Source organism: Kitasatospora humi, assembly GCF_020907985.1.
GTDB classification, from domain to species: domain Bacteria; phylum Actinomycetota; class Actinomycetes; order Streptomycetales; family Streptomycetaceae; genus Kitasatospora; species Kitasatospora humi.
In genome coordinates, this window is record NZ_JAJJPA010000012.1 from 138,510 (window position 1) to 163,180 (window position 24,671).

Here is a 24,671-nt window from a genome sequence, read left to right on the forward strand (position 1 = left end):
CGACTTCCACTCTGGGCACCCCGGGGCGGCGCAACAATGCAAGGATTGGCACGCAATAGTTGCCCCGAACGCAAAAGTGCAGCTCAGGAGCCGTGGATGGACCTCAACCTGCTCCGTGCCCTGGACGCCCTGCTCCAGGAGCACAGCGTGACCCGGGCCGCCGAGCGGCTCGGCACCTCGCCGGCGGCGATGAGCCGGACGCTGTCCCGGCTGCGCCGCGCGGTCGGCGATCCGCTGCTGGTGCGGGCCGGCCAGGGGATGGTGCCGACCCCGCGGGCGCTCGAACTCCGGGAGGAGGTCAGAGCGTTGCTGCGTGGCTGTGAGAACGTGCTGCGACCCGGGGCGGGCTTCGCCCCCGCGCACCTGGAACGGACCTTCACCGTGCAGACCAGCGACGTCCTGCTCGTCCGGGTCGCCGGCCCGCTGACCGAGCGGATCCGTGCCGAGGCGCCGAAGGTCGACGTGGTGTTCCTGTCGGAGACGCTGGAGGGCGGGCCCGCCCTGCGCCAGGGGCCGGTGGACGTCGAGGTGGGAGTGCTGGGACAGCTCGATCCGGAGATCCGCACCCGGCCGCTGGTCCGGGCGCCACTGGTGGGCGTGGCCCGCAGCGGCCATCCGCTCTTCGAAGGGCGGATCACCGCCCGGCGCTACGCCGCAGCCGACCACATCGGCGTCTCACGACGCGGTAGGCAACTCGGCCCGATCGACGCCGCGCTGGCCGAGCGCGGGCTGCGCCGCAGGGTGGCGGTGGTGGTGCCGAGCCACACCAGCGCGATGCTGCTGGCCCGGGACAGCGACCTGGTCGCGCTCGGCCTGGCGGACTGGCTGCCGGAGACGGTCGCCGCGCTGGGACTGCGCACCTTCCCGATCCCGCTCGAACTCGCCCCACTGGAACTAGGGATGGCCTGGCACCCGCGCAACTCGGCCGACCCGGGCAACCGTTGGTTCCGCGATCACCTGGCGGCGGCCGTCCGGCGGGCGCGGAGAGGCGAGGGAGCCCAGGGGGCGGACTCCCCCTGAGCGACGGGCGCACACCTGCCGAGCGGAGCCCGCCGCCACCCGCGGTTGTCCACGCGTCACAGAGGCCCGCGACCTGCTACTTCACGGTGCACACCGCTCAACGCACCCGGGTCCTCATCGCCCAACTCAACCGGCCTACGGAAGCCGCCAGTCCACCGGCTGCGCACCCTGCTTGACCAGCAGCTCGTTCGCGCGGCTGAACGGCCGCGACCCGAAGAACCCGCGGTCCGCCGACATCGGGCTCGGGTGCGCCGACTCGATCGCCGGCACCTGGCCCAGCAGCGGACGCAGGTTGCGGGCGTCGCGGCCCCACAGGATCGCCACCAGCGGGCCGCCCCGGGCCACCAGGGCGCGGATCGCCTGCTCGGTGACCTCCTCCCAGCCCTTGCCCCGGTGCGCCGCCGGCTTGCCGGGCGCCACGGTCAACGAGCGGTTGAGCAGCAGCACGCCCTGCTCGGTCCACGGGGTCAGATCACCGTTGCTCGGCGGCGGGCAGCCGAGGTCCTGGCCCATCTCCCGGTAGATGTTGACCAGACTGCCGGGCAGCGGCCGCACCTCGGGCGCCACCGCGAAGCTCAGGCCCACGGCGTGCCCTGGCGTCGGATACGGGTCCTGACCGACGATCAGCACCCGGACGTCGGCGAACGGCTGCTGGAACGCCCGCAGCACGTTCGGCCCGGCGGGCAGATAGGTGCGCCCTGCGGCGATCTCCGCCCGCAGGAAGTCCCCCATGGCGGCGATCCGCCCGGCCACCGGTGCCAGGGCCTCGGCCCAGCCGGGTTCGACGATCTCATGCAACGGACGCGGTGCCATGAAGTCACCCTATCGGCCCAGACCGACAGCCCTCACCCCACCGGGCGCCCGCGCAGCACCACCAGCCGCGGGTCGGCCAGCACCCGGATGTCGGCGCGCGGGTCGGCGGCGTACACCACCAGGTCGGCGGGTGCCCCCTCGGTCAGCCCGTCCCGGCCGAGCCACGCCCGAGCCCCCCAACTCGCCGCACTGAGCGCCTCGGTGGCGGTGAGGCCGGCCTTGACCAGCTCGGCGGCCTCGGCCGCGACCAGGCCGTGGGCGAGCGAGCCGCCGGCGTCGGTGCCGACGTAGATCGGGATGCCGGCGTCGTGCGCGGCGCCGACGGTCCGGTAGCGGCGCTCGTGCAGCCGGCGCATGTGGGCGGACCAGGCGGGGAACTTGGCCTCGCCGCCGTCGGCCAGCTTGGGGAAGGTGGCGATGTTGACCAGGGTCGGCACGATCGCCACGCCGCGTTCGGCGAAGACCGGGATCAGCTCCTCGGTCAGGCCGGTGGCGTGCTCGATGCAGTCGATCCCGGCGGCCAGCAGATCGGGGAGCGACTCGGCGGCGAAGCAGTGCGCGGTGACCCGCGCGCCCTCGGCGTGCGCCGCCGCGATCGCCTCGCGCAGCGCGTCGCCCGGCCAGCAGGCGGCCAGGTCGCCGCGGTCCCGGTCGATCCAGTCGCCGACCAGCTTGACCCAGCCGTCACCGCGCCTGGCCTCCCGCACGACGTAGGCAGCGAGGTCACCGGGCTCGATCTCGTGGGCGTAGTTGCGGATGTAGCGCTTGGTCCGGGCGATGTGCCGGCCGGCCCGGATGATCTTCGGTAGGTCCTCCCGGTCGTCGATCCAGCGGGTGTCGGCCGCCGAGCCGGCGTCGCGGATCAGCAGGGTGCCGGCGTCCCGGTCGGTGAGCGCCTGTTTCTCGCTGGTGGCTTCGTCGACCGCCCCGTGCGCGTCCAGACCGACGTGGCAGTGGGCGTCGACCAGGCCGGGCAGCACCCAGCCGGTGACGGTGCGCAGATCGCGGGCGCCGACCGGCGGCGAGAAGCTCACCCGCCCGTCCAGCACCCAGAGTTCGTCCCGGACCTGGTTGGGGTCGACCAGGATCCGTCCCTTGATGTGCAGCACCGCGCCTTCCGTCATGTCCGGCACTCTACGACGCGAACGGCCTTGAGCGGTCCTGCGGTTCGATCTTGACTGGACCATTGACTCAATGTGACACGGCTGGTTGACTCTTACCAGGCCCACCCCATTGGAGCCGCCCGAGGTTGACCGTCCGCCCGGTCCGCCGCCTGGCCGCTCCCCGGTTCACCGCCCGCCGACGAGCCCGTTGCCGTCGCCCTCGGTGAGCCCGGCGCCCGGGCTCGGCGCGGTACCCCCGTTCCCGCCGAGTCCGGGCGCGCCCATGCCGTTGGGGCGGAGTTCACCACCCGGCCGGTTTTCGGCCCGTTCTCGCTCACCCGCCTTCGGCAGGGTCCTGCCAGAGCGTCCGCAAAGTTGTCCAGCCAACTTCGCGCAGCCGGATCCACTTGTCGAAAGGCCCGCCATGGCTGTCCCCGCCGCCGCCCGCCCCGCCGCCTGGCTGCGCGACAACTGCCCCTGCACCCGCTGCCGCGACCCGCGCAGCGGCCAGAAGCTCTTCCAGATCACCGACCTGCCCGCCGATCTGGCGATCGCGGCCGCCACCGAGGCGGACGACGGCCGGCTGGAGGTGCTCTGGTCGGACGGCCACCGCTCGACCTACCCGCCCGGCCGGCTCGTGGCGGACGACGGAGGCGACCGCCGCACCGAGGCCGGCAAACGGCTCTGGCGGGCCGCCGACTTCACCTCCGGGAGCCCGGAGGCCGACTGGTCGGCCTACCTCCGCGACCCCGCCGAGCAGGCAGCCGTGCTGCGCGCCGTGCAGCGACTGGGTTTCGCGGTGCTGCGCGGGGTGCCCGTCGAGGAGCGGCAGGTGCTGGCGGTCGCGGAGAGCTTCGGCCACGTGCGCCGCACCAACTACGGCGAGCTGTTCGACGTCCGGGTCGAGCCGAACCCCAACAACCTGGCCTTCACCGCCGCCGCGATCGCCCCGCACACCGACAACCCGTACCGCGACCCGGTGCCCACCGTGCAGCTGCTGCACTGCCTGGCGAACGACGCCGAGGGCGGGGACTCCGCGCTGGTGGACGGCTTCCAGGCAGCCGCACTGCTGCGGGCCGAGGCGCCGGACGACTTCGCGGTGCTCACCCGCACCCTGGTGCCGTTCGTCTTCCGCGACCGGCACACCGAACTGCGGGCGGAGCGGCCGCTGATCACCACCGATCCGCTGGGGCGGATCCGCGAGGTCCGCCTCAACAACCGATCGATCGGCCGACTCGACCTGCCTGACACGGAGTTGGAGCAGTTCTACGCCGCCTACCGGCGGTTCGCCGAAATCACCCTGCGGCCCGAGCTGCAGCTGGCCTTCCGGCTGGCGCCCGGTGACTGCCTGGTCTTCGACAACACCCGGCTGCTGCACGCCCGCACCGCCTTCGAGTCTGGGGGCACCTCCCACTCCCCCGAGGGGGCCGGCGGAGGCCGACGCCACCTCCAGGGCTGCTACGCCGACTTGGACGCCCTGAACTCCACCCTGGCCGTGCTGGACCGGCGCACCGCCGCGCTGGACGAACTGGCGGCGCTGTTCGAGGGCGCGGGCGCCGGGGAGTACCTCGGGGAGGCGGTCACCCAGGCGGAGCACATGCTGCAGGCCGCCGCGCTGGCGCAGCGGGACGGCGCGCCGGACGCCCTGGTGGCCGCGGCCCTGCTGCATGACGTCGGGCACTTCTTCGACCGGCACAGCACCGCCGCGGTGTCCGGCCACCAGCTGATGGCGGGCCGGGACAACCGCCACAGCGAGACCGGCGCCGACTGGCTGGCACGGTGGTTCCCGCCGTCCGTCACCGAGCCGGTCCGGCTGCACGTGGCGGCCAAGCGCTACCTCTGCACCGTCGAACCGGCCTACCGGGCTCGGCTGTCCGAGGCGTCGGAGTTCACCCTGCAAGTGCAGGGCGGTCCGCTGACCGAGGAGCAGGCGGCCGCCTTCGCCGAGTTGCCGGGCGCGGCCGACGCCGTCGCGGTGCGCCGCTGGGACGACGAGGCCAAGGACCCGGGCGCCGACGTCCCGCGCTTCGACGACTACCGGCCGCTGCTGGCAAGGCTGATGGCCGAGCGGTGAGGGCCGCCGGCCTGCCCGGGCGGCCACCGACCCGGGCGGCCACCGGCCCGGGCGATCACCGACCCGGGCGGCCACCGACCCGGGCCTCTGCCCGGGCACGCGCTCGGCGGCCCGCTCGGCGGCCCGCTCAACGACCCCTCAACGGCCGGCTCGGCCGAGCGCCGGCCGGGCGCTCAGCCATCAGCCCGGCTGGCGCTCAGTCGTCTGCCCGGCCGCTCGATCGTCGCCCGATCGACCAGTCGCGCACCCGTCAGTCGCGCACCCGTCAGTCGTCCGCCCAGTCGTCCGCTCAGCCGTCCGCTCAGTCGTCCGCTCGCGCGTGCCGCGAAAGGGCTGACGTGGCAAGGGAGTTGTGCACACTGAAGGCCACCGTGCCGGGCAGGTAGCGGTCCTGGGACCACTCGACCGGGCGCCCGGTCGGGTCGGTGGTGCGGCGGCGCTCGCGCAGCAGCGGGGCACCGCGCCGGCAGCCCAGCAGCCGGGCGTCGTCGCCGTTGGCGGTGACCACGTCGATGGTGTGGTCCGCGTCGGTAAACAGGATGCCGTGCTCCCGCAGGTGTTCGGTGTGCGAGACCACGTCGGCCGGCAACTGGGCCACCAGCACGCCGACATGCGGCGGGTAGATGGTGCGCTCCACCATCACCGGGGCGCCGGAGAGGGTGCGCAGCCGCAGCGTCACATAGACCTCGGCGCCCGGCTCCAGGCGCAGTTGCTCGCACTCGGCGGCGTCGGCCGGCCGGCGCAGCAGCGATTCCAGGCGCCCGCCCGGTTCCTCGCCCATCGAGCGCGCCCAGTGGGTGAAGCTGAGCAGTTCGGAGAAGCTCTGCACCCGGGCGTTGCCGAGCACCACCCGCCGGGTGCCGCGCCGCGAGGTGACCAGTCCGTCGGCCCGCAGCACCGCGAGCGCCTGACGCACCGTCCCCCGGGAGACGCCGTACTGCTCGGCCAGCGCGCCTTCGGCGGGCAGCCGGCCGGCCTCGCCGTACGCGCCGGTGCTGATCGCCTCGCGCAGGTCGGCGGCGACCCGCCGGTAGAGCGCGCCACCGGCCTCGGTCGCCGTGGCCTGCTCCTCCGGCCGGCCGGGCTCGTCCTGTTGCATCGCGTTCTCCGTGGAGCTGTCTGTCACCTGGTCCCCCCGACTCATTGTCCTGCGGGCTGCGTGCGGCCCGAGAACGGTCCGACCCTATCCGCTCCCGGCAGCCGCTCCGTGCGCTCCTTGGGCGGTTATCGCCCGACCGGGCCCCACCGTTCCCGCAGCCGACCCCTGTTCTGGGGCACCCGTTCACCTTTTGGTCACCAGCGTCCGGCGTACTTACCGGCGTCGGGCGAAGTTGGCTGACCAACTTGACCACCCCCGGCACTCCCCCTGACGCAGCCAGCGCACCTGTCGTGCGACCCTGCCGCACCTCGATCCAGGAGATCCTCCCGTGACCGTGCACCGCGCCCGTGCCGCCGCAGCCGCGGCCGTACTCACCGCCGCCGCGCTCTCCCTCACCGCCTGCGGCTCCGCGGGCTCGACGTCGGCCACCACGGCCGGCGGCAAGAACGCCAAGACCGCCACCTCGGCCGCCGACCTCGGCGGGATGGACGCGCTGGTCGCGGCCGCGAAGAAGGAGGGCAACCTCCACGTGATCACGCTGCCGCGCGACTGGGCCAACTACGGCACGCTGATGGACGGCTTCACCAAGAAGTACGGCATCAAGATCGAGGACGAGAACCCGGACGGCTCCAGCCAGGACGAGATCAACGCGATCACCTCCCGCAAGGGCCAGGACCGCGCCCCCGACGTGGTCGACGTGGGCACCGCGTTCGCGATCTCCGGTGCCAAGCAGGGCCTGTTCGCGTCGTACAAGGTGGCCACCTACGACCAGATCCCGGCCACCATGAAGGCCGCCGACGCCACCTCGTACAACGACTACGGCGGCTACGTCTCGATCGGCTGCAACGCCAAGAAGGTCGCCGTCTGCCCGCAGACCTTCGCCGACCTGATGAAGCCCGACTACAAGGGCATGGTCGCGCTGAACGGCAACCCGACCAAGGCCAACGCCGCGCTCAACGCCGTCTGGGCCGCCTCGATCGCCAACGGCGGTTCGCTGGACAACATCCAGCCCGGCATCGACTTCTTCGGCAAGCTGAAGGCGGCCGGCAACTTCAACCCGGTCGAGGCCACCTCCGCCACCGTGGAGAGCGGCGAGACCCCGATCACCATCGACTGGTCGTACCTGAACACCGGCTACACCGACAAGCTGGCTCCGAAGGGCATCGACTGGAAGGTCGCCATCCCGTCGGACGGCATCTGGGCGAACTTCTACAACCAGGCCATCAACAAGGACGCACCGCACCCGGCCGCCGCCCGCCTGTGGGAGGAGTACCTCTACAGCGCCGAGGGCCAGAACGGCTTCCTGGGCGGCTTCGCCACCCCGGCCGAGTTCGACGCCATGAAGACCGCCAACACGCTGGACGCCGGCCTGGCCGCCAAGGTGCCGGCCCCCGCCAAGCCGTTCACCACCTTCCCGACCCAGGCACAGCAGGACACCGCCAAGGCCGCGGTGACCTCCAACTGGGCCAAGGCCATCGGGGGCTGAACCAAGCAATGACTACGGCTCCCACCCCGGTGCCGACTCCCGCCGCCGTTGGCACCAACGGCGGCGGGGGTACCCCCGGTACCGCAACTCCCGCCACACCGGCCGCCCCCACGGCCACCCGCCGCCGTCGCGGCGGCCGCGCCTGGCTCGGCGCGCTGCCCCTGCTGGTGTTCTTCGCCATCGGCTTCGGGCTGCCCGCCGTCGCGATCGCCATCGGCGCCTTCACCACCTCCTCCGACGCCCCGGACGGCGGCGGCCACTTCACCATGGCCAACCTCAGTGACTCGCTGCAGGGCGCCTACCTCACCGCGCTGCTCGGCAGTGTGAAGCTCTCCGCGCTGACCGCGCTGATCGGCACCGCGATCGGTCTGCCGCTGGCGCAGGCGGTGGCCACCTCCCGGTTCAAGTTCGTCCGCGAGACCGTGCTGGCCGGCTCCGGTGTGCTGGCCAACTTCGGCGGCGTGCCACTGGCGTTCATGTTCGTCGCCACCCTCGGCAACGCCGGCGAGGTCACCACGTCGCTGGGCCTGAAGCAGTACGGCTGGAGCCTGTACACCTTCAACGGGCTGGCGATCGTCTACCTCTACTTCCTCATCCCGCTGATGATCCTGACCATCACCCCGGCCCTGGAGGGACTGCGGGTGCAGTGGCGCGAGGCCGCCTACAACAACGGGGCGACGGTCTTCCAGTACTGGCGGCACGTCGCGCTGCCGGTGCTGCTGCCCTCCCTGCTCGGCGGATACGTGCTGCTGTTCGGCGCCTCGTTCGCCGCGTACGCCACCGCCGAGGCCATGGTCGGCAGTTCGATCCCGCTGATCTCGATGCAGATCGGCGACGCGCTCTCCGGCAACGTGCTGGTCGGTCAGGGCAACCTGGCCCTCGCGCTCGGTCTCGACATGATCGTGGTCGCCTGCCTGGTGATGGCGATCTACCTGCCCCTCCAGCGCCGGAGTGCCAAGTGGCTCAGTTCCTGAACCGGCTGCGGCTCGGCCGCGGCCTCGTCCTGCTGCTCTGCGGCGTCTACTTCTTCGTGCCGCTCGGCGCGTCGGTCTACTTCAGCGTCGACGACCACCACGGCAGCGTCACATTCGACGCCTACACCAGCCTGCTCTCGGCGCCCGGGTTCCTCGACGCGCTCTACCTGAGCCTGGAGCTGGCGGCCGCCACCGTGGTGCTGCTGCTGGTGCTGCTGGTGCCGGCGCTGCTGGCGGCCCGGCTGGGCGCGCCCAAGCTGCGCCCGGTGATCGAGGTGGTCTGTTCGATGCCGCTGGTGGTCCCGGTGGTCGCGCTCACCACCGGCATCGTCGGGGTGCTGCGCTGGGGCCCCGAATACCTGGCCGACACGCCGATCTTCCAGACCCTGGTGGCGATCCAGAACCCCCAGTTCCCGGTGGTGCTGCTGATCGCGTACGTGCTGATGGCGCTGCCGTTCGCCTACCGCGCGCTGGACGGCGGGCTGCGCAGCGTCGACGTGGTCACGCTGGTCGAGGCCGCCCGCAGCTGCGGCGCGAGCTGGCCGCGGGCCGTGTTCTCGGTCGTGCTGCCCAACCTGCGCAGCGCGTTGCTCAGCGCCTCGGTGCTCACCGTGGCACTGGTGCTCGGCGAGTTCACCACCGCCTCGATCCTCGGCTTCCAGCCCTTCTCGGTGTGGATCAACGCGTACGGCAAGACGGACGGGCAGATGTCCGTCGCGGTCTCGATCCTCAGCCTGCTGATCGTCTGGGTCGTGCTGCTGATGCTCTCCGTGCTCGGCGGCCGCAGCCGCAAGGCAGCGCGTTCCTGACGCGCAGCCGCAAGGCAGCGCGTTCCTGACGCACAGCCGCAAGGCCGCACTTGCCTGACGATCCATCAGATCCCCCATGCGCCACCGATCCACAAGTGATTCCCAGGAGTTCACCGCCATGACCACCTCCGCCACCCCCGCACCGCCCACCGGCGTGCCGCTCCACCCAGGCAGCGCCACCGTCGAATTCCGTTCGCTGCGGCGGGCGTTCGGCGCCACCGTGGCGCTCGACGGGCTCGACCTGACGGTCCACCCGGGCGAACTGCTGGCGCTGCTGGGCCCGTCCGGCTGCGGCAAGACCACCGCACTGCGGATCCTGGCCGGCTTCGAGACCCATGACTCGGGCGAGGTGCTGGTCGACGGCCAGGACGTCACCAAGATCCCCGCGCACAAGCGGGACGCCGGCATGGTGTTCCAGTCGTACAGCCTCTTCCCGCACCTGACCGCGCTCGACAACGTCTCCTTCGGGCTGAAGATGCGCGGCATCGGCAAGGCCGAGCGGCGGACCAGGGCGCAGGAGCTGCTGGAGCTGGTCGGCCTGCCGCAGCGGGCCGGGCACTACCCGCACCAGATGTCCGGCGGCCAGCAACAGCGGATCGCGCTGGCCCGGGCACTGGCGCTGCAGCCGCGGGTGCTGCTGCTCGACGAGCCGCTCTCCGCGCTGGACGCCAAGGTCCGGCTCAACCTGCGCGAGGAGATCCGTCGCCTCCAGCAGGAGCTGGGCATCACCACCCTGTTCGTCACCCACGACCAGGAGGAGGCGCTGTCGATGGCCGACCGGGTCGCGGTGCTGCGGGCCGGCCGGCTGGAGCAGTGCGCCACCCCGAACGAGCTCTACGCCCGCCCGACCACCGCCTTCGTCGCGGAGTTCGTCGGCACCATGAGCCGGATCCCGGCGCAGCGCTCCGGCGGCGGCGTCGAGGTGCTCGGCCGCCGGCACGAGGTGGACGGCACGGTGCCCGCCGACGGCGAGGTGGAGGTGCTGGTCCGCCCGGAGAACGTGGCGGTCGCCGCCGGCGGTGACGCGGTGGTCACCGGCGCCAGCTTCCTGGGGGCGGTCACCCGGCTGACCGTCAAGCTGGCCGACGGCACCGACATCAAGGCCGACCTGCCCACCGATCAGGCGGCCAAGCTGCCGATCGGCGGCGGTGCCACGGTCTCGCTGCCCGACCGTCCGGTCCTGGTGGACCGCTGCGCTACGGTCGCACGGTGAACACGCCGATGACCCCACCTGCGCAGAAGCCCGCCGCCGTCCTCTTCGACATGGACGGCACCCTGGTCGACACCGAGCACCTGTGGTGGGAGGCGACCAGCGAGATCGCCGCCGAACTCGGCTACCAGCTGGGTGAGTCAGACGTGCCGCAGGTGCTCGGCCGGGCCGTGGAGCACACCGCGGCCCACCTCGCGGCGGTGCTCCACGGCTCCTCGCCGGGGGCCGCGGTCATCGGGGAGCGGCTGAACGCCGCGTTCACCGCCCGGGTCGGTGCCCGGGTGGTGCCCCGCCCGGGTGCGCTGGCGCTGCTGGAGCAGTTGCGGGACGCCGCGGTGCCGACCGCGCTGGTCTCCGCCTCGCCGCGACAGGTGGTGGACCTGGTGCTGACCCATCTGGGCCGGGACTGGTTCGCCGTCACCCTGGCCGCCGAGGACACCGAGCTGACCAAGCCCGACCCCGCGCCCTACCTCGCCGCGGCCGCCCGGCTGGGCCTGGATCCGGCCGCCTGCGTGGCCGTGGAGGACACCCCGACCGGCGTCACCTCCGCGCACGCGGCCGGCTGCGCGGTGCTCGCCGTGCCGTCCTCGGACGTGGCGATGCCGAGCGCGCCCGGGATCACCCTGCTCACCAGTCTCACCGAGGCCGACCTACCCCTGCTGGCCGCCCTGACCAGCGGCAACGCAGAATAGCCCGATGCCCTACGTCCTTCTCGCACTCGCCATAGCCAGCGAGGTCTGCGCCACCAGCTGCCTCAAACTCACTGACGGCTTCAGCAAGTTGTGGCCCAGCGTCGGAGTGGGCATCGGCTACGTCCTCTCCTTCGTGCTGCTCGGCCAGGCCCTCAAGAAGATCCCGGTCTCGGTGGCCTACGCCGTCTGGTCCGGCGCCGGCACGGCCGCGGTGGCCGCCATCGGCGTCGCCGCCTTCGGTGAGCAGCTGGGCAAGGTGCAGTTGGCGGGCATCGCGCTGATCATCGCCGGTGTGGTCCTACTGAACCTCCGGGCCAGTCACTGACGCACGTCACACCTGGGGCACCGGGACGCCGCGGCCGAAGGTAAAGGTTTCCCCATGAATCCAACAAATGAGCGATTCCTGGGAACCTAACGCGGTGTCATGGGCGGCAGCCGTCGTCGACGGGACCTACCACCCCTCAGGGACACCCATGCGACGTTCCACCCGTCACCTCACCGTGTCGACCCTCGCGGCCGCCGCACTGGTCGCCGGCACCGCCCTCACCGGGGCGGCGCCGGCGGCCGGGGCGCTGGCCGCCCCCGCGCACCGGCTCCCCGCGCCGGTGCCGGCCGCCGCGCACCACCGGCTGCTCGGACCGTTCCCGAACCCGAGCAGCGTCGCCGACTGCCAGGCCCAGTACCAGCGCTCCTGCTACGGCCCCACCCAGCTGGAGCAGGCCTACGACGAGCAGCCGCTCTTCGACCGCGGCATCAACGGCGCCGGGCGCACCATCGTGATCGTCGACTCCTTCGGCTCGCCCACCATCCAGCACGACCTGGACGTGTACAGCGCCCACTACGGCATTCCCAGCACCAATGTGCAGGTCGTCAAGTGGGGCAACGTGCCCGTCTTCGACCCGACCGACGACGACATGACCGGCTGGGCCGAGGAAACCACCATCGACGTCGACATGGCGCACGCCATGGCCCCGGGCGCCAAGATCGTGCTGGTGGAGACCGGCGTCTCCGAGACCACCGGCACCACCGGGTTCCCGGAGATGATGGGCGCCGAGGACTCGCTGATCAAGCAGGGCGTCGGCGACGTGATCTCGCAGAGCTTCGGCACCGCCGAGAACACCTTCCCCGGCTTCGACCAGGGCGACTACTCCAGCCTGCTGAACCTGCGGTACGCCTACAAGGACGCCCAGGCGCGCGGCGTCACCGTGCTGGCGTCCTCCGGTGACAACGGCGCCACCGACGCCGAACCGGACGGCTCCACGCTCTACCCGTACCCGGTGACGTCCTGGCCGCCCTCCGACCCGTTGGTCACCGGCGTCGGCGGCACCTCGGTCCACCTGGACGCCCAGGGCAACCGGCTCTCGCCCGACACCGTCTGGGACGACCCGGCGCCCAACGACCACGGCGCCACCGGCGGCGGCAAGTCCAAGGTCTTCCCGCGGCCGCTCTTCCAGCTAGGCGTGCGGAACACCGTGGGCAGCAGCCGCGGCGTGCCGGACATCAGCATGCTGGGCGACCCGCTGACCGGCGTGTGGACCTACAACAGCTTCGGCCCGCAGGACAACGGCTGGGAGCTGTGGGGCGGCACCAGCGTCGCGGCCCCGATCTTCTCCGGCGTGGTGGCCCTCGCGGACCAGGCGGCCGGCCACCGGCTCGGCAACATCAACTACGCGCTGTACGGCCTCAGTGCCCTGCAGCAGGCCGGCGCCCCCGACACCGGTCTGACCGATGTCGTCGGCGGCAGCAACAGCTACGACGGCGTCACCGGCTGGCCGGTCACCCCCGGCTACGACCTGGCCACCGGCGTGGGCACGGTCGACGTCGCCAAGTTCGTCCCGAAGCTGGCCCTGCTCGGCTAGCGACACCGCTCGCCGCGGCCGGCGGCACCGCTTCCCGGCCGGCGACATCGCGTCCCAGGGGCGCCCGTCACAACGGGCGCCCCTTCGCCGTGCGATATCTTGATGTCAAGACGTTGTAGACACGGTAGACGTGAAGGCGGAGTACCGGTGACTGACTCGACCATCATTTACACGCACACTGACGAGGCCCCGGCCCTGGCGACGTACTCGTTCCTGCCGGTGATCCAGGCCTACGCCTCGACGGCGGGCGTCAAGGTGGAGACCCGCGACATCTCGCTGGCGGGGCGCATCATCGCGCACTTCCCCGAGCGTCTGGAGGAGGGCCAGCGGATCTCCGACGCCCTCGCCGAGCTGGGCGAGCTGGCCAAGACCCCTGGCGCCAACATCATCAAGCTGCCGAACATCTCGGCCTCGGTGCCGCAGCTGAAGGCCGCGATCGCCGAGCTGCAGGCGCAGGGCTACGCGCTGCCGGACTACCCGGACGACCCGAAGACCGACGAGGAGCGCGACGTCCGCGCCCGCTACGACAAGGTCAAGGGCAGCGCCGTCAACCCGGTGCTGCGCGAGGGCAACTCGGACCGCCGCGCCCCGCTGTCGGTCAAGAAGTACGCCCAGACCCACCCGCACCGGATGGGCGCCTGGACCGCCGACTCCAAGACCAATGTCGCCACCATGGGCGCCGACGACTACCGCTCGACCGAGAAGTCCGCGGTGATCGCCGAGGACGGCTCGCTGAAGATCGAGCTGGTCGCCGCCGACGGCAGCACCACCGTGCTGCGGGAGTCGGTCCCGGTGCTGGCCGGCGAGGTCGTCGACGCCGCCGTGATGCGGGTCGCCGCGCTGCGCACCTTCCTGGCCGCCCAGGTGGCCCGCGCCAAGGCCGAGGGCGTGCTGTTCTCGGTCCACCTCAAGGCCACCATGATGAAGGTCTCCGACCCGATCTTCTTCGGCCACGTGGTCCGCGCCTTCTTCCCGAAGACCTTCGCCCAGTACGGCGCGGTCCTGGAGGCGGCCGGCCTGAACCCGAACAACGGCCTCGGCGGCATCCTGGCCGGCCTGGACGCGCTCCCCCAGGGTGCGGAGATCAAGGCCTCGTTCGACGCCGAGCTGGCCGAGGGCCCGGCCCTGGCCATGGTCGACTCCGACCGCGGCATCACCAACCTGCACGTGCCGTCCGACGTCATCGTCGACGCCTCGATGCCGGCCATGATCCGCACCTCCGGCCACATGTGGGGCCCGGACGGCCAGGAGGCCGACACCCTCGCCGTCATCCCGGACAGCAGCTACGCGGGCGTCTACCAGACCGTCATCGACGACTGCCGCGCCCACGGCGCCTTCGACCCGGCCACCATGGGCTCGGTGCCGAACGTCGGCCTGATGGCCCAGGCCGCCGAGGAGTACGGCAGCCACGACAAGACCTTCGAGATCACGACCGACGGCACCGTCCGCGTGGTCGACGCCGCCGGCGCCGTGGTGCTGGAGCAGCCGGTCACCGCCGGTGACGTCTTCCGGATGTGCCAGACCAAGGACGTCCCGATCCGCGACTGGGTCAAGCTGGCCGTCAACCGCGCCCGTGCCACCGGCGACCCGGCCGTCTTCTGGCTGGACGAGGACCGCGCGCACGACGCCAACCTGATCGCCAAGGTCAAGCAGTACCTGCCCGAGCACGACACCGAGGGCCTGCAGATCGAGATCATGGCTCCGGAGAAGGCCACCGCCTTCTCCCTGGAGCGGATCCGCCGCGGCGAGAACACCATCTCCGTCACCGGCAACGTGCTGCGCGACTACCTGACCGACCTGTTCCCGATCCTGGAGCTGGGCACCAGCGCCAAGATGCTCTCGGTGGTCCCGCTGATCAACGGCGGCGGCCTGTTCGAGACCGGCGCCGGCGGCTCCGCCCCCAAGCACGTCCAGCAGCTGGTCAAGGAGAACTACCTGCGCTGGGACAGCCTGGGCGAGTTCTTCGCGCTGGCCGCCAGCTTCGAGCACCTGGCGACCACCACGGGCAACGCCCGCGCCCAGGTCCTCGCCGACACCCTGGACCGTGCCACCGGCACCTTCCTGGAGAACGACAAGTCGCCGGCCCGCCGGGTCGGCCAGATCGACAACCGCGGCAGCCACTTCTACCTGGCCCTGTACTGGGCCCAGGAGCTGGCCAAGCAGACCGAGGACGCCAAGCTCGCCGAGGCCTTCGGCCCGCTCGCGAAGGCCCTCACCGAGCAGGAGCAGACCATCGTCGACGAGCTGATCGCCGTCCAGGGCTCCCCGGTCGACCTCGGCGGCTACTACCAGCCGGTGCCCGAGAAGGCGGCCGCCGTGATGCGTCCGTCGAAGACCCTCAACGAGGCGCTGGCTTCGCTGGGCTGACACCACGGCTGACCGTCGGGGCCCTGGCCCGCGCACCGTGATCCCGTGCGCGGGCCAGGGCCCCCGGCGCATCCGGAGCCGTGCGCGGTGGCGGCGGGTCCACTGCGCGGGAGCCGAGCGGTGGGACTGCCGGGAGCTTCGCGAACCCGGGTCCGAGGAAGCCGGGGGCTGCGCGAACCCGGAACCACGGAGGCCGGGGGCTACGCGAACCCGGAACCACAGAGGCCGGGAGCTTCGCGAACCCGGGGGCGGATGAGCCGGATCCGGGGCGGGCGAGGGGCGGCTGCCGCCCGTTCGCGCGGGTGAACCCGGGGCGGCCCGGGCATGGTCGGGCGCCGCCTGACGCACACTCGGCTCAACTGCACAGCGAGGCGCAAGCGCACCGCGTGCCCCGCAGCCGTCCGGCCCCAGGAGGGTTCAGCCGTGCGCGTCCTCGTCACCGCCACTGGATCGCCGTCCCACGTCCACGCCATGCTGCCGCTGATCAACGCGCTGACCGCCGCCCGGCACCGGGTGCTGGTGGCGCTGCCGCCGCCGTTGCTGGGCGCGGTCAACGACCTGCCCGTGGAGACGGCGCCGGTGCTGCCGGACCCGTTCGTCGGTCGGCCCGAGTTCACCGGGTCGGCCGACGTTCCTGCGCTGCAGATCTTCGCCGCCCCGCACGTGTCCCTGGGCTACCGACAACTGCTGCCCGTCACACGGGAGTTCGGAGCCGACCTGGTGTTGCGGGACGGCGCGGAATTCGCCGGGCTGCTGGTTGCCGAAGCGCTCGGCGTGCCGTGCCTGGGCGCGCCGTCCGGCAGCACCAACGTGTTGGACCCGGCCGAACTGCAGCCGGTGCTCGACCAGCGGCGGGCCGAGGTCGACCTGCCCCCCGTCGCCGATCCCGCGGCGGTCCACCGGTACGGCCGACTGGAGGGCATGCCGGCGCAGTACCCGTTCACCACCTGGGCCGGGAGCGAGAGCGTGCACCGCTACCAGCAGCCCGTCGCCCTGCGCCCCGGCGGCGCGCTCCCCGACTGGCTGGCCGAACTCCCCGGCGAGCAGCCGCTGGTGCTCGCCACCCTGGGCACGGTGCTGCCCGGCAGCGCCTTCGACACGTCCGCCGTGCTGCGCACCGTGGTGGCCGCCGTCGCGGAGACGGACTGCCAGGCCGTGGTGGCCACCGGCGGACACCACCCGGGTGCCACGGAGACCCCGCCGCGGGTGCACCTGGTGGACCGCATCGACCAGCCGCTGCTGCTGCGCTGCGCCCAACTCCTGATCACCCACGGCGGGTACAACAGCATCCGGGAGGCCGTCGGCGCCGGCGTGCCGATGGCCGTGCTGCCCTTCATCGGCGACCAGCACGGCAACGCCGCACGCGTCCAGGCCCACGGCCTGGGTCGACACCTGCCCGAGCCCGTGACATCCGCCGAACTAGCCGCCGCCATCACCGAGTTGCTCGCCGATCTGGCGGTGACCGCCCGAGTCAGGCAGGCCCAGCGCCGGATGCTCGCACTGCCCCCGGTGGAGGCCGTGGTCGGGCTGCTGGAGAAGCTGGCCCAGCCGGGCGGCTCCCGCTGACTCACCGCGCGCTTGATCCCCGGGGCGGGTCGGAATTGGCCGGCGGGGCCTAGGATGCGGCCCCTGACACATCGCCGACCACAACGAGGCACGACACGTGGACATCACCGGGACCTACCAGTTGACCGCCGAGCAGATGTACCGGGGCCTGCGGGCCGGACTGCGGGGGCGCTTCCTCAGGGTGCGGATCACCCTGGCGCTGCTTGCCCTCTGCGGGTTGCTGTCCATCGTCGTGGGCGGAACGCCGATCGGAGTGGGCCTGCTGATCGGTGTCGCCTTCCTGGGGATCTGGCAGCCCATCGCCACCAAGCGCAGCCTGGCCCGCAGCCTGGAACGCGACCCGAGCCCGGTGGTCGCCGCCTTCACCGAGCAGGGCTGCTCCTTCACCAAGGCCCAGAGCCGCTCGGAGTTCGCCTGGGAACGCTTCCAGAAGATCACCCAGAACCCGGAGTTCCTGCTGTTCCAGCCCAGCAAGGTGGTGGTGATACCGGTCCCGAAGGCGGCCTTCACTCCGGAGCAGAACGCCGAACTCACGGCGTTCCTGCAGCGGCTGCCCAGCTACAGCGCCGCCTGAACGAGCCGCCCGCGCGGCGGCGGGCCCGGGGGCCGCTCGGCCGCCTCCCCGAGGTCGCCGCCCCACCCGATTCCCCGAGCGGCGCCCCCGGTCGCCCCCAGTCGCCCCCATCCGACTCCGGTCCCTGGACCTGCCCTGGCGTGCGGCCGCCTCCAGCTGGTGGGTCCCCGGCCGGGGACCGGTGAGGATCGCCCGAGGCTGGTCCCGTCGGGCACGCCCTGGCGGGGCGCCGGGGGACGGGCGGCCTCCCATGGGGTGACCGGCCCGCCGGCTGGGCAGCAGTGAGCCATGACCAAGCGCCCCCCACGCCACCCCCACTCACCCGAACACCCCTTGGAGCTGCACGAGCTGCACGTGCCCCACCCCGGGGTGCTGCCGTTCGCCATCGGGTCGTTCGACACCCTCGGGCCGCTGTCCCGGGCGTCGTTCCCGCACCGGCACGGCTTCTACGAGATCGTCCTGGTCACCGGCGGCAGCGGTGCGCACGTCGTGGACCTGGAGCGGCTTCCGCTGGCACCACCGCAGCTCCATGTGGTCGCCCCCGGGCAGGTGCACCGTTGGGATGCGGTCGAACTCGCGGGCTGGGTAGTCATCTTCAACGAGGAGTTCCTGCTTCCCCATCCCGAGGACGCCGAGGCGCTGCGCACCTTGGCCGGCCGGGGCCGACCGCAGCTGCACCCGGAGCACCACGAGTGGCTGGAGGCGCTGCTGACCGCGATGTTCGACGAGTACCGCAAAGCCGAGCCCGGTTTCGCTGGCATCCTGGCCTCCTACCTGCACATCCTGGTGCTCCGGGCGCTGCGACTGCATGGGGCCGAGTCGGGCCAGGTATCCACCGGAAACGCGGACCGGGCCAGGGAGTTGGCGGACCGGTTCGCCCGGCTGATCGCCTCACCCGGAGCCCGGGACCGGTCGATCGGCGCACTGGCACGGGAGTTGGGCGTCTCGGCCGGGCACCTGCACGAGGCGGTGAAGCAGGCCACCGGCCGCACGCCCGGCCGTCTGGTTCGCGAGAGACAGACGCTGGAGGCCAAACGACTGCTCCTGGCAAGTGACTTGACTGTAGCCCAGATAGCCGAACGGCTCGGTTTCGGCGATCCGTCGTACTTCTGCCGGTTCTTCCGCCGGGAGAGCGGGGTGAGCCCGGGTGCGTTCCGTCGGACCATGCGCGAGATCCGCGACCAGCAGCCCATCGCCACGAACCCGCCCTGCACCAGGAAAGGATGACCGCAGGGCGAGGGAATCACCACGTTCCCCGAGTCCGGTCCATCGTCGCGAACGCGCACTCCGCATACGTTGCTTGTCACGGCATAGTCGGGCAGCGACCCGCGGACGGCCCGGGAACCCCGCGGCCCCGGCCCTCCGGCAGCGCCTGTAGGGTGCGCGGGACCCGTCGGCACCCCCATGGCCGACGGGCCCCACCCCACCGCGTCCCCGAGCCCGTACCGGGACGGCGGCCCCGGCGCGTCGAAGCACCAGCCTGGTGGCCCGAGCACCCTCAGGAACCGTGGCCGGTGCTCAGTGGTTCGGCCCACTCCGGCGCAGCACCGCCGCCAGGGCCTTGACGTCCACCGGGCCGCTGGTGTCCACCCGGTGGACCGCTCCCAGGGCGAGCGGCCGGGCGCCTCTCTCCCAGAGCTCCCAGTCGCCGGGGTGGCCGTCCCCACGCTCGGGGTGGATCGGGTGCCGCTCGGCCATCCGGTCGACGAACCTGCGGCGGGCCAGCGTTGTCGGCACGTCGCACCAGACCTCCTGCACCGCACGGACGTTGGCGCGACGCAGGCCGGCCGCGACGATCGGGCGCAGGTGGGCGAGGAACGGGGCCTCCAGCACGGCACCGGCGGGGGCGTCGGCGAGCAGCGTCCAGAGGGTCTCGCCGGCCGCCGCGCCGAGTGAGTGACTCCACTGGTGGTCGGTGACGCCCGGCGGCCGGGTGGGGGCGAGGATGTCGGCCAGGGTCTCCTTGACGGCGTCCTTGCTGAACAGCGGCAGACCCAGTTCTGCCGCCAACCGGCGTGCCAGTGTGGTCTTTCCGGCGGCCGGCAGGCCGTTGACCAGGACGGTGGGCACGCGGTCACTCCAAATGGCGGTACGGACGGCCCCGAACGCCGACCACCCTGCGGGGTCCTGCGCGCGGACATACCGTGGAAGTGAATCACGAGGCACTCGCCACCGACCCCGGGAGCCGAGCGGAGATCAGGTGATGGGACGTTGGAAGGCGTTGGCCGTGCTGGGCACCGCTCAGTTCCTGATGGTGCTCGACACGGCGGTGATGAACGTGTCAATCAGCCAATTGGTGCACGACTTCCACACCGACGTCACCGCGATCCAGGCCGTCATCACGCTCTACGCCCTGGTGATGGCCGCCTTCATGATCACTGGAGGCAAGCTCGGCGATGTGCTCGGCCGCCGTCGGGCCTTCGGCATCGGCCTGACGGTCTATGGGATCGGCTCCCTGCTGACGGCCGTCGCACCGGTCCTCTGGGTGCTCGCGCTCGGCTGGTCCGTGATCGAGGGGCTGGGCGCCGCAATCGTGCTACCGGCGCTGGCCGCCCTGGTGGCCGGCTGCTACCAGGGGCGGGAACGGGCCGTGGCCTACGGGATCATCGGCGGGATGTCCGGGGTGGGCATCGCGGTCGGCCCGCTGCTCGGCGGCTGGGTGACCACCTACCTCACCTGGCGCCTGGTGTTCGCCGGCGAGGTGGTGGTGGTCGTGGTCCTGCTGTCGCTGCTGCGCTGGATCACCGCGCCGGCCGAGGCCGGACGGCGGATCCGGCTGGACGGCATCGGCGCCGGCCTGTCCGCGCTCGGCCTCGCCCTGGTGGTGCTGGGCGTGCTGCAGAGCAGCACCTGGGGGGTGCTGCGTCCGCGCAATTCTCCGTTCACCGTCTTCGGGTTCTCGGCGACCCTGTTCGTCATCACGGCCGGAGTGGTGCTGCTCACCCTGTTCGTCAGTTGGGAACGGCGCCGGGAGGCGCACGGGCTGATGCCGCTGGTCCGGCTCGCACTGCTGCGCATCGCCCCGCTGCGCGCCGGACTGATCATGCTGCTGACGCAGAGCGTGATCCTGCTCGGGCTGTTCTTCGTGATCCCGCTCTACCTGCAGGTGGTGCAGGGCTTCAACGCGTTCCAGACCGGGCTGCGGCTGCTGCCCGTCTCGGTCACCATGCTGGTCGCCGCGCTGGGCGGCTCCTCGCTGGCCCGGATCGCCTCGCCGCGGCTGCTGGTGCGCTGCGGGCTGGTGGTCATGCTGGCCGCGATCTGCTGGCTGCTGGCGACGATCCGGCCGCAGATCGACGACCTCCCGTTCGCGCTGGCGATGGCGCTGCTCGGCCTGGGAATGGGGCTGCTGGCCTCGCAACTGGGCAATGTGGTGCAGTCCAGTGTCGACGAGGAGGCCCGCAGCGAGGCCGGCGGGCTGCAGAACACGGCGCAGCAGTTCGGCTCCTCGCTGGGCACCGCCCTCATCGGGGCGATCCTGATCGGGGCCCTCGCCGGCGCCTTCAACCGGCAGATCGCCGACAACCCGCAGATCTCCGACGCGGTGCGCCAGCAGACCGGGGTGGCGGTGGAGTCCGGGGTGAAGTTCGTCCCCACCGACCAGGTCAGTGCCGGGCTGGCCGCGGCGGGTGTCCCGGCCGACCAGGCCCAGCACGTGGTGAACGCCTATGCGGCGGCGCAACTCGACGGCCTGAAGGTCGCCATCCTCACTGCGGGCGGGATCACCCTGGGCGGCCTGGCCTTCACCCGGCGGCTGCCCGCGGAACGCCTCCGGACCGACTGAGGCACGCCCCGGCCGGACCGGAGCCCGGCTTGGGGCACCGTCACGGAGCGACCCGGCAGCCGGCCGGGACGGAGCGGTCTGCCGGGCCGAGCGGGCTACCGGGCTACCGGGCTACCGGGCTACCGGGCCGAGCGGGCTACCGGGCTACCGGGCTACCGGGCTGAGCAACTACCGGGCGGCAGGCAGCCCCAGCCGTGCGAGTGCTCAGCCAGCAGGCGGGTCCTTGGGCGGGCGCCGACGGGTGATCTCCTGCCGCACCGCCCGCCATCGCTCCTCCATCTGGCTGCGCACCGCGGCCCACTGGCGTCGGACCTCGTCGTCCGGCGGGCGCTGGCCCTGGCGGATGCGGTCCAGCTCGTCCCGCATCTCCCGGCCGAGCGCGGACGAGCCGACCAGCAGCAGCATGCCGCCGAACAGGAAGGTGATCATCGCGAAGACCGCACCGACCGGCCCGTAGCGAGTGGCGTAGGAGTTGAACAGGTGGGGCATGTAGACGCCCGCACCCACCGAGTAGACCGCCGCCAGTGCCGCCGCGACCAGGCCGAACGGCACCAGGTCCCACCAGCCGACCCGCCGGGCCGACAGGACGGTCCCGCTCCAGACCAGGAAGACCGCCGTGAGCGGAGCCTGACAGATGTTCGCCAGCAGTTCGAGGGGCCGGCCGCCGAGGGCCGCGTGCACCCAGCCCGCAACCGCGAGGTAGACCGTGAGCACCAGGATCCACCGCAGACCGTTCCTGGTGTTGCGCACACCGAGCGGCGCCAGCTCCCAGCTCTGTTCGATCAGGCGCTGGGTCGCCCGTTCGAAGCTCAGCGTCGAGAGCACCAGGAAGAAGATGCCGAGGAGGTTGATGCCCGTTTCCGCGCCGCCGCCGACGAAGAGGTTGCGCACGGCTTCGGCCCCGCCGCCGGTCAGGCCGTAGCGGTCGATGAGGCGCTGCGCCACGTCCGCCCCGCCGACGTGCCGCAGGAGCGACGCCAGCAGCACCGCCAACGGAATCAGCGCCGTGAGTGCGCTGGACGCCAGGGCCATCGAGCGGTCGAAGCCGACGATCCGCTGGAACCGGTTCACCACGCGCAGGGCGAAGGCGGGACGCAGCCAGAAGGTCAGCGTCCGCACCAGACGCTCACGACTGAACAGGCGCCTGCGCGCCGCCGTCCCGCCGGCCCGTTTCCTCACCACCGGCCGAACGTAGCCCGGCCGGACCAGTGGGGCCGAGACGGCGCGCCTGACGGGAGTTCAGTCAGCCGCACCGCGCTGCGTGCCTGCTCACGGCAGCCCGCAGCCCGAGCGCGCTGACCACCGCTCATCGAGGCACGGCACCGGGTGCGCGTCCGTCTCCGACGCCGGCAACGGAACGCGGCCTCGTACCGGGCGGTGGCCCTGGGCTACGCCACCACCCGGTGGGACGGCTCAGCGCGCGCCCTGCAGCCCGGGCAGCTCGGGCTCCTGCCACCACCCGGTGGGACGGCTCAGCGCGCGCCCTGCGGCCCCGGGCAGCTCGGGCTCCTGCCACCACCCGGTGCGCAGGCTCAGCGCGCGGCCAGCAGCCCAGGCAGCTCGGACTCCTGCCACCACCCGGTGCGCAGGCTCAGCGCGCGGCCAGCAGCCCGGGCAGCTCGGCGATCGAGGCGAGCACGTGGGTGGCGCCGTCGGCCCGCAGCCGCTCGGCGTCGTGCGCACCGGTGAGCACCCCGGCGACCACGGAGGCGCCGGCCCGGGCGCCGGTGAGCATGTCGTAACCGGTGTCGCCGACGACCGCGACCTGGCGCACCGAGTCGGTCTCGGTGCGCAGCAGCGCGGTGAGGGCGAGGTCGGGGTAGGGGCGGCCGCGGCCGGCGTCGGCGGGGCAGAGGGTCAGGTCGGCGATCTGCTGCCAGCCGAGCGCTGCCAGGATGCGGTCCTGGGTGGCCCGTGAGAAGCCGGTGGTCAGGACCACCTTGCGACCCTGGGCGCGCAGCTCGGCGATGGCCTCGGCGGCGCCGGGGATCGCTGCGCAGTGCCCGGCGTCGACCAGGTCGTGGTAGGCCTTCTCGAACGCCTGGTTGGCACGCTGGGCCCGCTCCTCGTCGCCGAAGAGGTGCCGGAAGACGGAGATCTTGGACTCCCCCATGGTGGCCCGGACGTGGGCGAGCATCGGCTCGTACTCAGGGGTGCCGGGCTTGACGCCGAGAGCCAGCGCGGCCGCGCTGAAGGCCTGCTCGACCAGGCCCTCGTCGGCCACGGTGGTCCCGGCCATGTCCAGAACGACCAGGCGGATGTCGGAAGTGCTCATCTGTGGGTGCCTTTGCGGGTTGGTGATGCCGGAGCGCGGGTCGGCTGACACCCACCCGCACGGCGACAACGCTGCGCGGCCCAGGTGACGGCTGGGTTGCCGGACGGCGACCAGCACAGTAACAATCACCAAGTTGTACAGACAACACCATCAACACCCATGGACAACTGGACTACCTGACCACCTCGGCTCGCAGGTAGTTGCGGCGGCCGAAGTGCGGCTCGTCCACCGCGGTGAGCTCCGACACCTCGAAGCGGTAGAGCGCCGCCGCTCCGCCGCCCGCCAGGAACTGCTCGCGTATGTCGGGCGTCTGCGCGAAGCTGGGATATCGCTTCTGATAAGCCGTCAACGCCTCCTCCGCATGGTGCCCCAAGGCCTCGCCGGCCCGTCCGGCCAGCTGCAACCCGCGCAGCTGCTCCCCGAAGGCCGGCGGCGGGAGGAAGACCGTCGCGGCGGCCCTGGCCTGCTCGGACAGGTGGATGCTGTGCCTGGTGGAGCGCTCGCTGACGAAATAGAGCACCAGGTCGTCGTCGTACGCGTAGAAGGCGAGATTGGCGTGCGGCCCGTGCTCGGGCCCGGCGGTGGCCAGGGTGAGCACCATGGACTCGGCCAACAGGCCCTCCACTCCCTGACGCAGCTCCTCGGCGGGCCAGTCTCCCTGGAGGACATCGAGACGGTACGGCATGGCGTTGGTCCCTTCGACACGCGACGCGCACCCGAGACGATGCGCAACCGCTGGAGGCGGTCTCATGCTGCTCCTGCCGCCATAGCCGCACAAGGGGACTTCGGCACCTGTGGACAACCCATCGGTTGTGGATGAATCCGCAACCGCCGAGCACAGTTCGAGACCGCAGCGAGCCCGCGCGCCACCCGCCACCGAGCACCACGAAGTCCGCGGAACGCCGAGGAACGAAGAAGACGCCGAGGAACGCCGAGGAACGCCGAGGAGCGCCGAGAACACCGCGA

General features: G+C 72.3%; 21 protein-coding genes. 14 read left to right on the plus strand and 7 right to left on the minus strand.

Going from position 1 to position 24,671, the window contains the following annotated elements; translation table 11 throughout:
- Window positions 1-96 precede the first annotated feature (96 nt).
- The gene (locus LN042_RS14760) at window positions 97-1,020 is read left to right on the plus strand and encodes a LysR family transcriptional regulator (RefSeq protein WP_230051650.1); all 924 of its coding nucleotides are present in this window, start codon (window positions 97-99) and stop codon (window positions 1,018-1,020) included.
- A 135-nt stretch (window positions 1,021-1,155) separates the two neighbouring features.
- On the opposite strand, the gene LN042_RS14765 is transcribed toward LN042_RS14760, so the two are convergent.
- Window positions 1,156-1,833 (minus strand): uracil-DNA glycosylase, encoded by a 678-nt coding sequence (locus LN042_RS14765; protein WP_230051651.1) that lies wholly within the window; start codon window positions 1,831-1,833, stop codon window positions 1,156-1,158.
- A 32-nt stretch (window positions 1,834-1,865) separates the two neighbouring features.
- On the minus strand, window positions 1,866-2,957 hold the full coding sequence (locus LN042_RS14770; RefSeq protein WP_230051652.1) for an amidohydrolase family protein: 1,092 nt from the start codon (window positions 2,955-2,957) through the stop codon (window positions 1,866-1,868).
- 403 nt (window positions 2,958-3,360) lie between these two features.
- Here LN042_RS14770 and tmpA point away from each other — a divergent pair, with 403 nt between their 5' ends.
- Window positions 3,361-5,010, plus strand: a complete 1,650-nt coding sequence (tmpA, locus tag LN042_RS14775) for a 2-trimethylaminoethylphosphonate dioxygenase (RefSeq protein WP_230051653.1) — start codon at window positions 3,361-3,363, stop codon at window positions 5,008-5,010.
- A 301-nt stretch (window positions 5,011-5,311) separates the two neighbouring features.
- Here the strand turns inward: tmpA and LN042_RS14780 are convergent, their stop codons facing one another.
- Window positions 5,312-6,109 carry a GntR family transcriptional regulator gene (locus tag LN042_RS14780; RefSeq protein WP_230051654.1) on the minus strand — a complete coding sequence of 266 codons (798 nt, stop codon included), beginning with the start codon at window positions 6,107-6,109 and terminating at the stop codon, window positions 5,312-5,314.
- Window positions 6,110-6,437: 328 nt separating this feature from the next.
- Between LN042_RS14780 and LN042_RS14785 the strand changes: the two genes are divergently transcribed.
- From LN042_RS14785 to LN042_RS14835, 11 genes are all read left to right on the plus strand, one after another.
- Window positions 6,438-7,595, plus strand: a complete 1,158-nt coding sequence (locus LN042_RS14785) for an ABC transporter substrate-binding protein (RefSeq protein WP_230051655.1) — start codon at window positions 6,438-6,440, stop codon at window positions 7,593-7,595.
- Window positions 7,596-7,603: 8 nt separating this feature from the next.
- Complete coding sequence (locus LN042_RS14790) at window positions 7,604-8,569, plus strand: ABC transporter permease (RefSeq protein ID WP_230051656.1); 966 nt, start codon at window positions 7,604-7,606, stop codon at window positions 8,567-8,569.
- Entirely contained in the window at window positions 8,566-9,378 is an 813-nt protein-coding gene (locus LN042_RS14795) for an ABC transporter permease (protein ID WP_230051678.1), read from the plus strand. The genes LN042_RS14790 and LN042_RS14795 overlap by 4 nt, the downstream gene beginning before the upstream one ends.
- Before the next feature lie 118 nt (window positions 9,379-9,496).
- Complete coding sequence (locus tag LN042_RS14800) at window positions 9,497-10,591, plus strand: ABC transporter ATP-binding protein (protein ID WP_230051657.1); 1,095 nt, start codon at window positions 9,497-9,499, stop codon at window positions 10,589-10,591.
- Window positions 10,588-11,280, plus strand: a complete 693-nt coding sequence (locus LN042_RS14805; RefSeq protein ID WP_230051658.1) for an HAD family hydrolase — start codon at window positions 10,588-10,590, stop codon at window positions 11,278-11,280. Before LN042_RS14800 ends, LN042_RS14805 begins: the two co-directional genes overlap by 4 nt.
- A 4-nt stretch (window positions 11,281-11,284) precedes the next feature.
- Entirely contained in the window at window positions 11,285-11,605 is a 321-nt protein-coding gene (locus tag LN042_RS14810; RefSeq protein ID WP_230051659.1) for a DMT family transporter, read from the plus strand.
- A 148-nt stretch (window positions 11,606-11,753) separates the two neighbouring features.
- On the plus strand, window positions 11,754-13,139 hold the full coding sequence (locus LN042_RS14815; protein ID WP_230051660.1) for a S53 family peptidase: 1,386 nt from the start codon (window positions 11,754-11,756) through the stop codon (window positions 13,137-13,139).
- 147 nt (window positions 13,140-13,286) lie between these two features.
- Window positions 13,287-15,506 carry an NADP-dependent isocitrate dehydrogenase gene (locus LN042_RS14820; RefSeq protein WP_230051661.1) on the plus strand — a complete coding sequence of 740 codons (2,220 nt, stop codon included), beginning with the start codon at window positions 13,287-13,289 and terminating at the stop codon, window positions 15,504-15,506.
- 423 nt (window positions 15,507-15,929) lie between these two features.
- The gene (locus LN042_RS37730) at window positions 15,930-17,072 is read left to right on the plus strand and encodes a glycosyltransferase (protein WP_230051662.1); all 1,143 of its coding nucleotides are present in this window, start codon (window positions 15,930-15,932) and stop codon (window positions 17,070-17,072) included.
- Window positions 17,073-17,169: 97 nt separating this feature from the next.
- Window positions 17,170-17,646: a YcxB family protein gene (locus LN042_RS14830; protein WP_230051663.1), complete on the plus strand. Its 477-nt coding sequence runs from the start codon at window positions 17,170-17,172 to the stop codon at window positions 17,644-17,646.
- Window positions 17,647-17,934: 288 nt separating this feature from the next.
- Window positions 17,935-18,873, plus strand: a complete 939-nt coding sequence (locus tag LN042_RS14835; protein WP_230051664.1) for a helix-turn-helix transcriptional regulator — start codon at window positions 17,935-17,937, stop codon at window positions 18,871-18,873.
- A 291-nt stretch (window positions 18,874-19,164) separates the two neighbouring features.
- On the opposite strand, the gene LN042_RS14840 is transcribed toward LN042_RS14835, so the two are convergent.
- Window positions 19,165-19,716, minus strand: coding sequence for a P-loop nucleotide/nucleoside kinase family protein (locus tag LN042_RS14840; RefSeq protein WP_230051665.1), 552 nt, complete (start codon window positions 19,714-19,716; stop codon window positions 19,165-19,167).
- 133 nt (window positions 19,717-19,849) lie between these two features.
- Between LN042_RS14840 and LN042_RS14845 the strand changes: the two genes are divergently transcribed.
- Window positions 19,850-21,430 carry an MFS transporter gene (locus tag LN042_RS14845; protein WP_230051666.1) on the plus strand — a complete coding sequence of 527 codons (1,581 nt, stop codon included), beginning with the start codon at window positions 19,850-19,852 and terminating at the stop codon, window positions 21,428-21,430.
- 204 nt (window positions 21,431-21,634) lie between these two features.
- On the opposite strand, the gene LN042_RS14850 is transcribed toward LN042_RS14845, so the two are convergent.
- The 3 genes from LN042_RS14850 to LN042_RS14860 all read right to left on the minus strand — a co-directional run bounded on the left by LN042_RS14850 (window position 21,635) and on the right by LN042_RS14860 (window position 24,390).
- Window positions 21,635-22,549 (minus strand): YhjD/YihY/BrkB family envelope integrity protein, encoded by a 915-nt coding sequence (locus LN042_RS14850; protein ID WP_230051667.1) that lies wholly within the window; start codon window positions 22,547-22,549, stop codon window positions 21,635-21,637.
- 472 nt (window positions 22,550-23,021) lie between these two features.
- The gene (locus LN042_RS14855; RefSeq protein ID WP_230051668.1) at window positions 23,022-23,705 is read right to left on the minus strand and encodes a phosphonatase-like hydrolase; all 684 of its coding nucleotides are present in this window, start codon (window positions 23,703-23,705) and stop codon (window positions 23,022-23,024) included.
- A gap of 172 nt (window positions 23,706-23,877) precedes the next feature.
- Window positions 23,878-24,390: a pyridoxamine 5'-phosphate oxidase family protein gene (locus LN042_RS14860; protein ID WP_230051669.1), complete on the minus strand. Its 513-nt coding sequence runs from the start codon at window positions 24,388-24,390 to the stop codon at window positions 23,878-23,880.
- Window positions 24,391-24,671: the final 281 nt, after the last annotated feature.

Bases quoted from the DNA above. Each gene is read 5' to 3' on its own strand.
- LN042_RS14760 (WP_230051650.1), top strand. From the start codon at position 97: ATGGACCTCAACCTGCTCCGTGCCCTGGACGCCCTGCTCCAGGAGCAC.
- LN042_RS14765 (WP_230051651.1), bottom strand. From the start codon at position 1,833: ATGGCACCGCGTCCGTTGCATGAGATCGTCGAACCCGGCTGGGCCGAG.
- LN042_RS14770 (WP_230051652.1), bottom strand. From the start codon at position 2,957: ATGACGGAAGGCGCGGTGCTGCACATCAAGGGACGGATCCTGGTCGAC.
- tmpA (WP_230051653.1), top strand. From the start codon at position 3,361: ATGGCTGTCCCCGCCGCCGCCCGCCCCGCCGCCTGGCTGCGCGACAAC.
- LN042_RS14780 (WP_230051654.1), bottom strand. From the start codon at position 6,109: ATGCAACAGGACGAGCCCGGCCGGCCGGAGGAGCAGGCCACGGCGACC.
- LN042_RS14790 (WP_230051656.1), top strand. From the start codon at position 7,604: ATGACTACGGCTCCCACCCCGGTGCCGACTCCCGCCGCCGTTGGCACC.
- LN042_RS14800 (WP_230051657.1), top strand. From the start codon at position 9,497: ATGACCACCTCCGCCACCCCCGCACCGCCCACCGGCGTGCCGCTCCAC.
- LN042_RS14810 (WP_230051659.1), top strand. From the start codon at position 11,285: ATGCCCTACGTCCTTCTCGCACTCGCCATAGCCAGCGAGGTCTGCGCC.
- LN042_RS14815 (WP_230051660.1), top strand. From the start codon at position 11,754: ATGCGACGTTCCACCCGTCACCTCACCGTGTCGACCCTCGCGGCCGCC.
- LN042_RS14835 (WP_230051664.1), top strand. From the start codon at position 17,935: ATGACCAAGCGCCCCCCACGCCACCCCCACTCACCCGAACACCCCTTG.
- LN042_RS14845 (WP_230051666.1), top strand. From the start codon at position 19,850: ATGGGACGTTGGAAGGCGTTGGCCGTGCTGGGCACCGCTCAGTTCCTG.
- LN042_RS14855 (WP_230051668.1), bottom strand. From the start codon at position 23,705: ATGAGCACTTCCGACATCCGCCTGGTCGTTCTGGACATGGCCGGGACC.
- LN042_RS14860 (WP_230051669.1), bottom strand. From the start codon at position 24,390: ATGCCGTACCGTCTCGATGTCCTCCAGGGAGACTGGCCCGCCGAGGAG.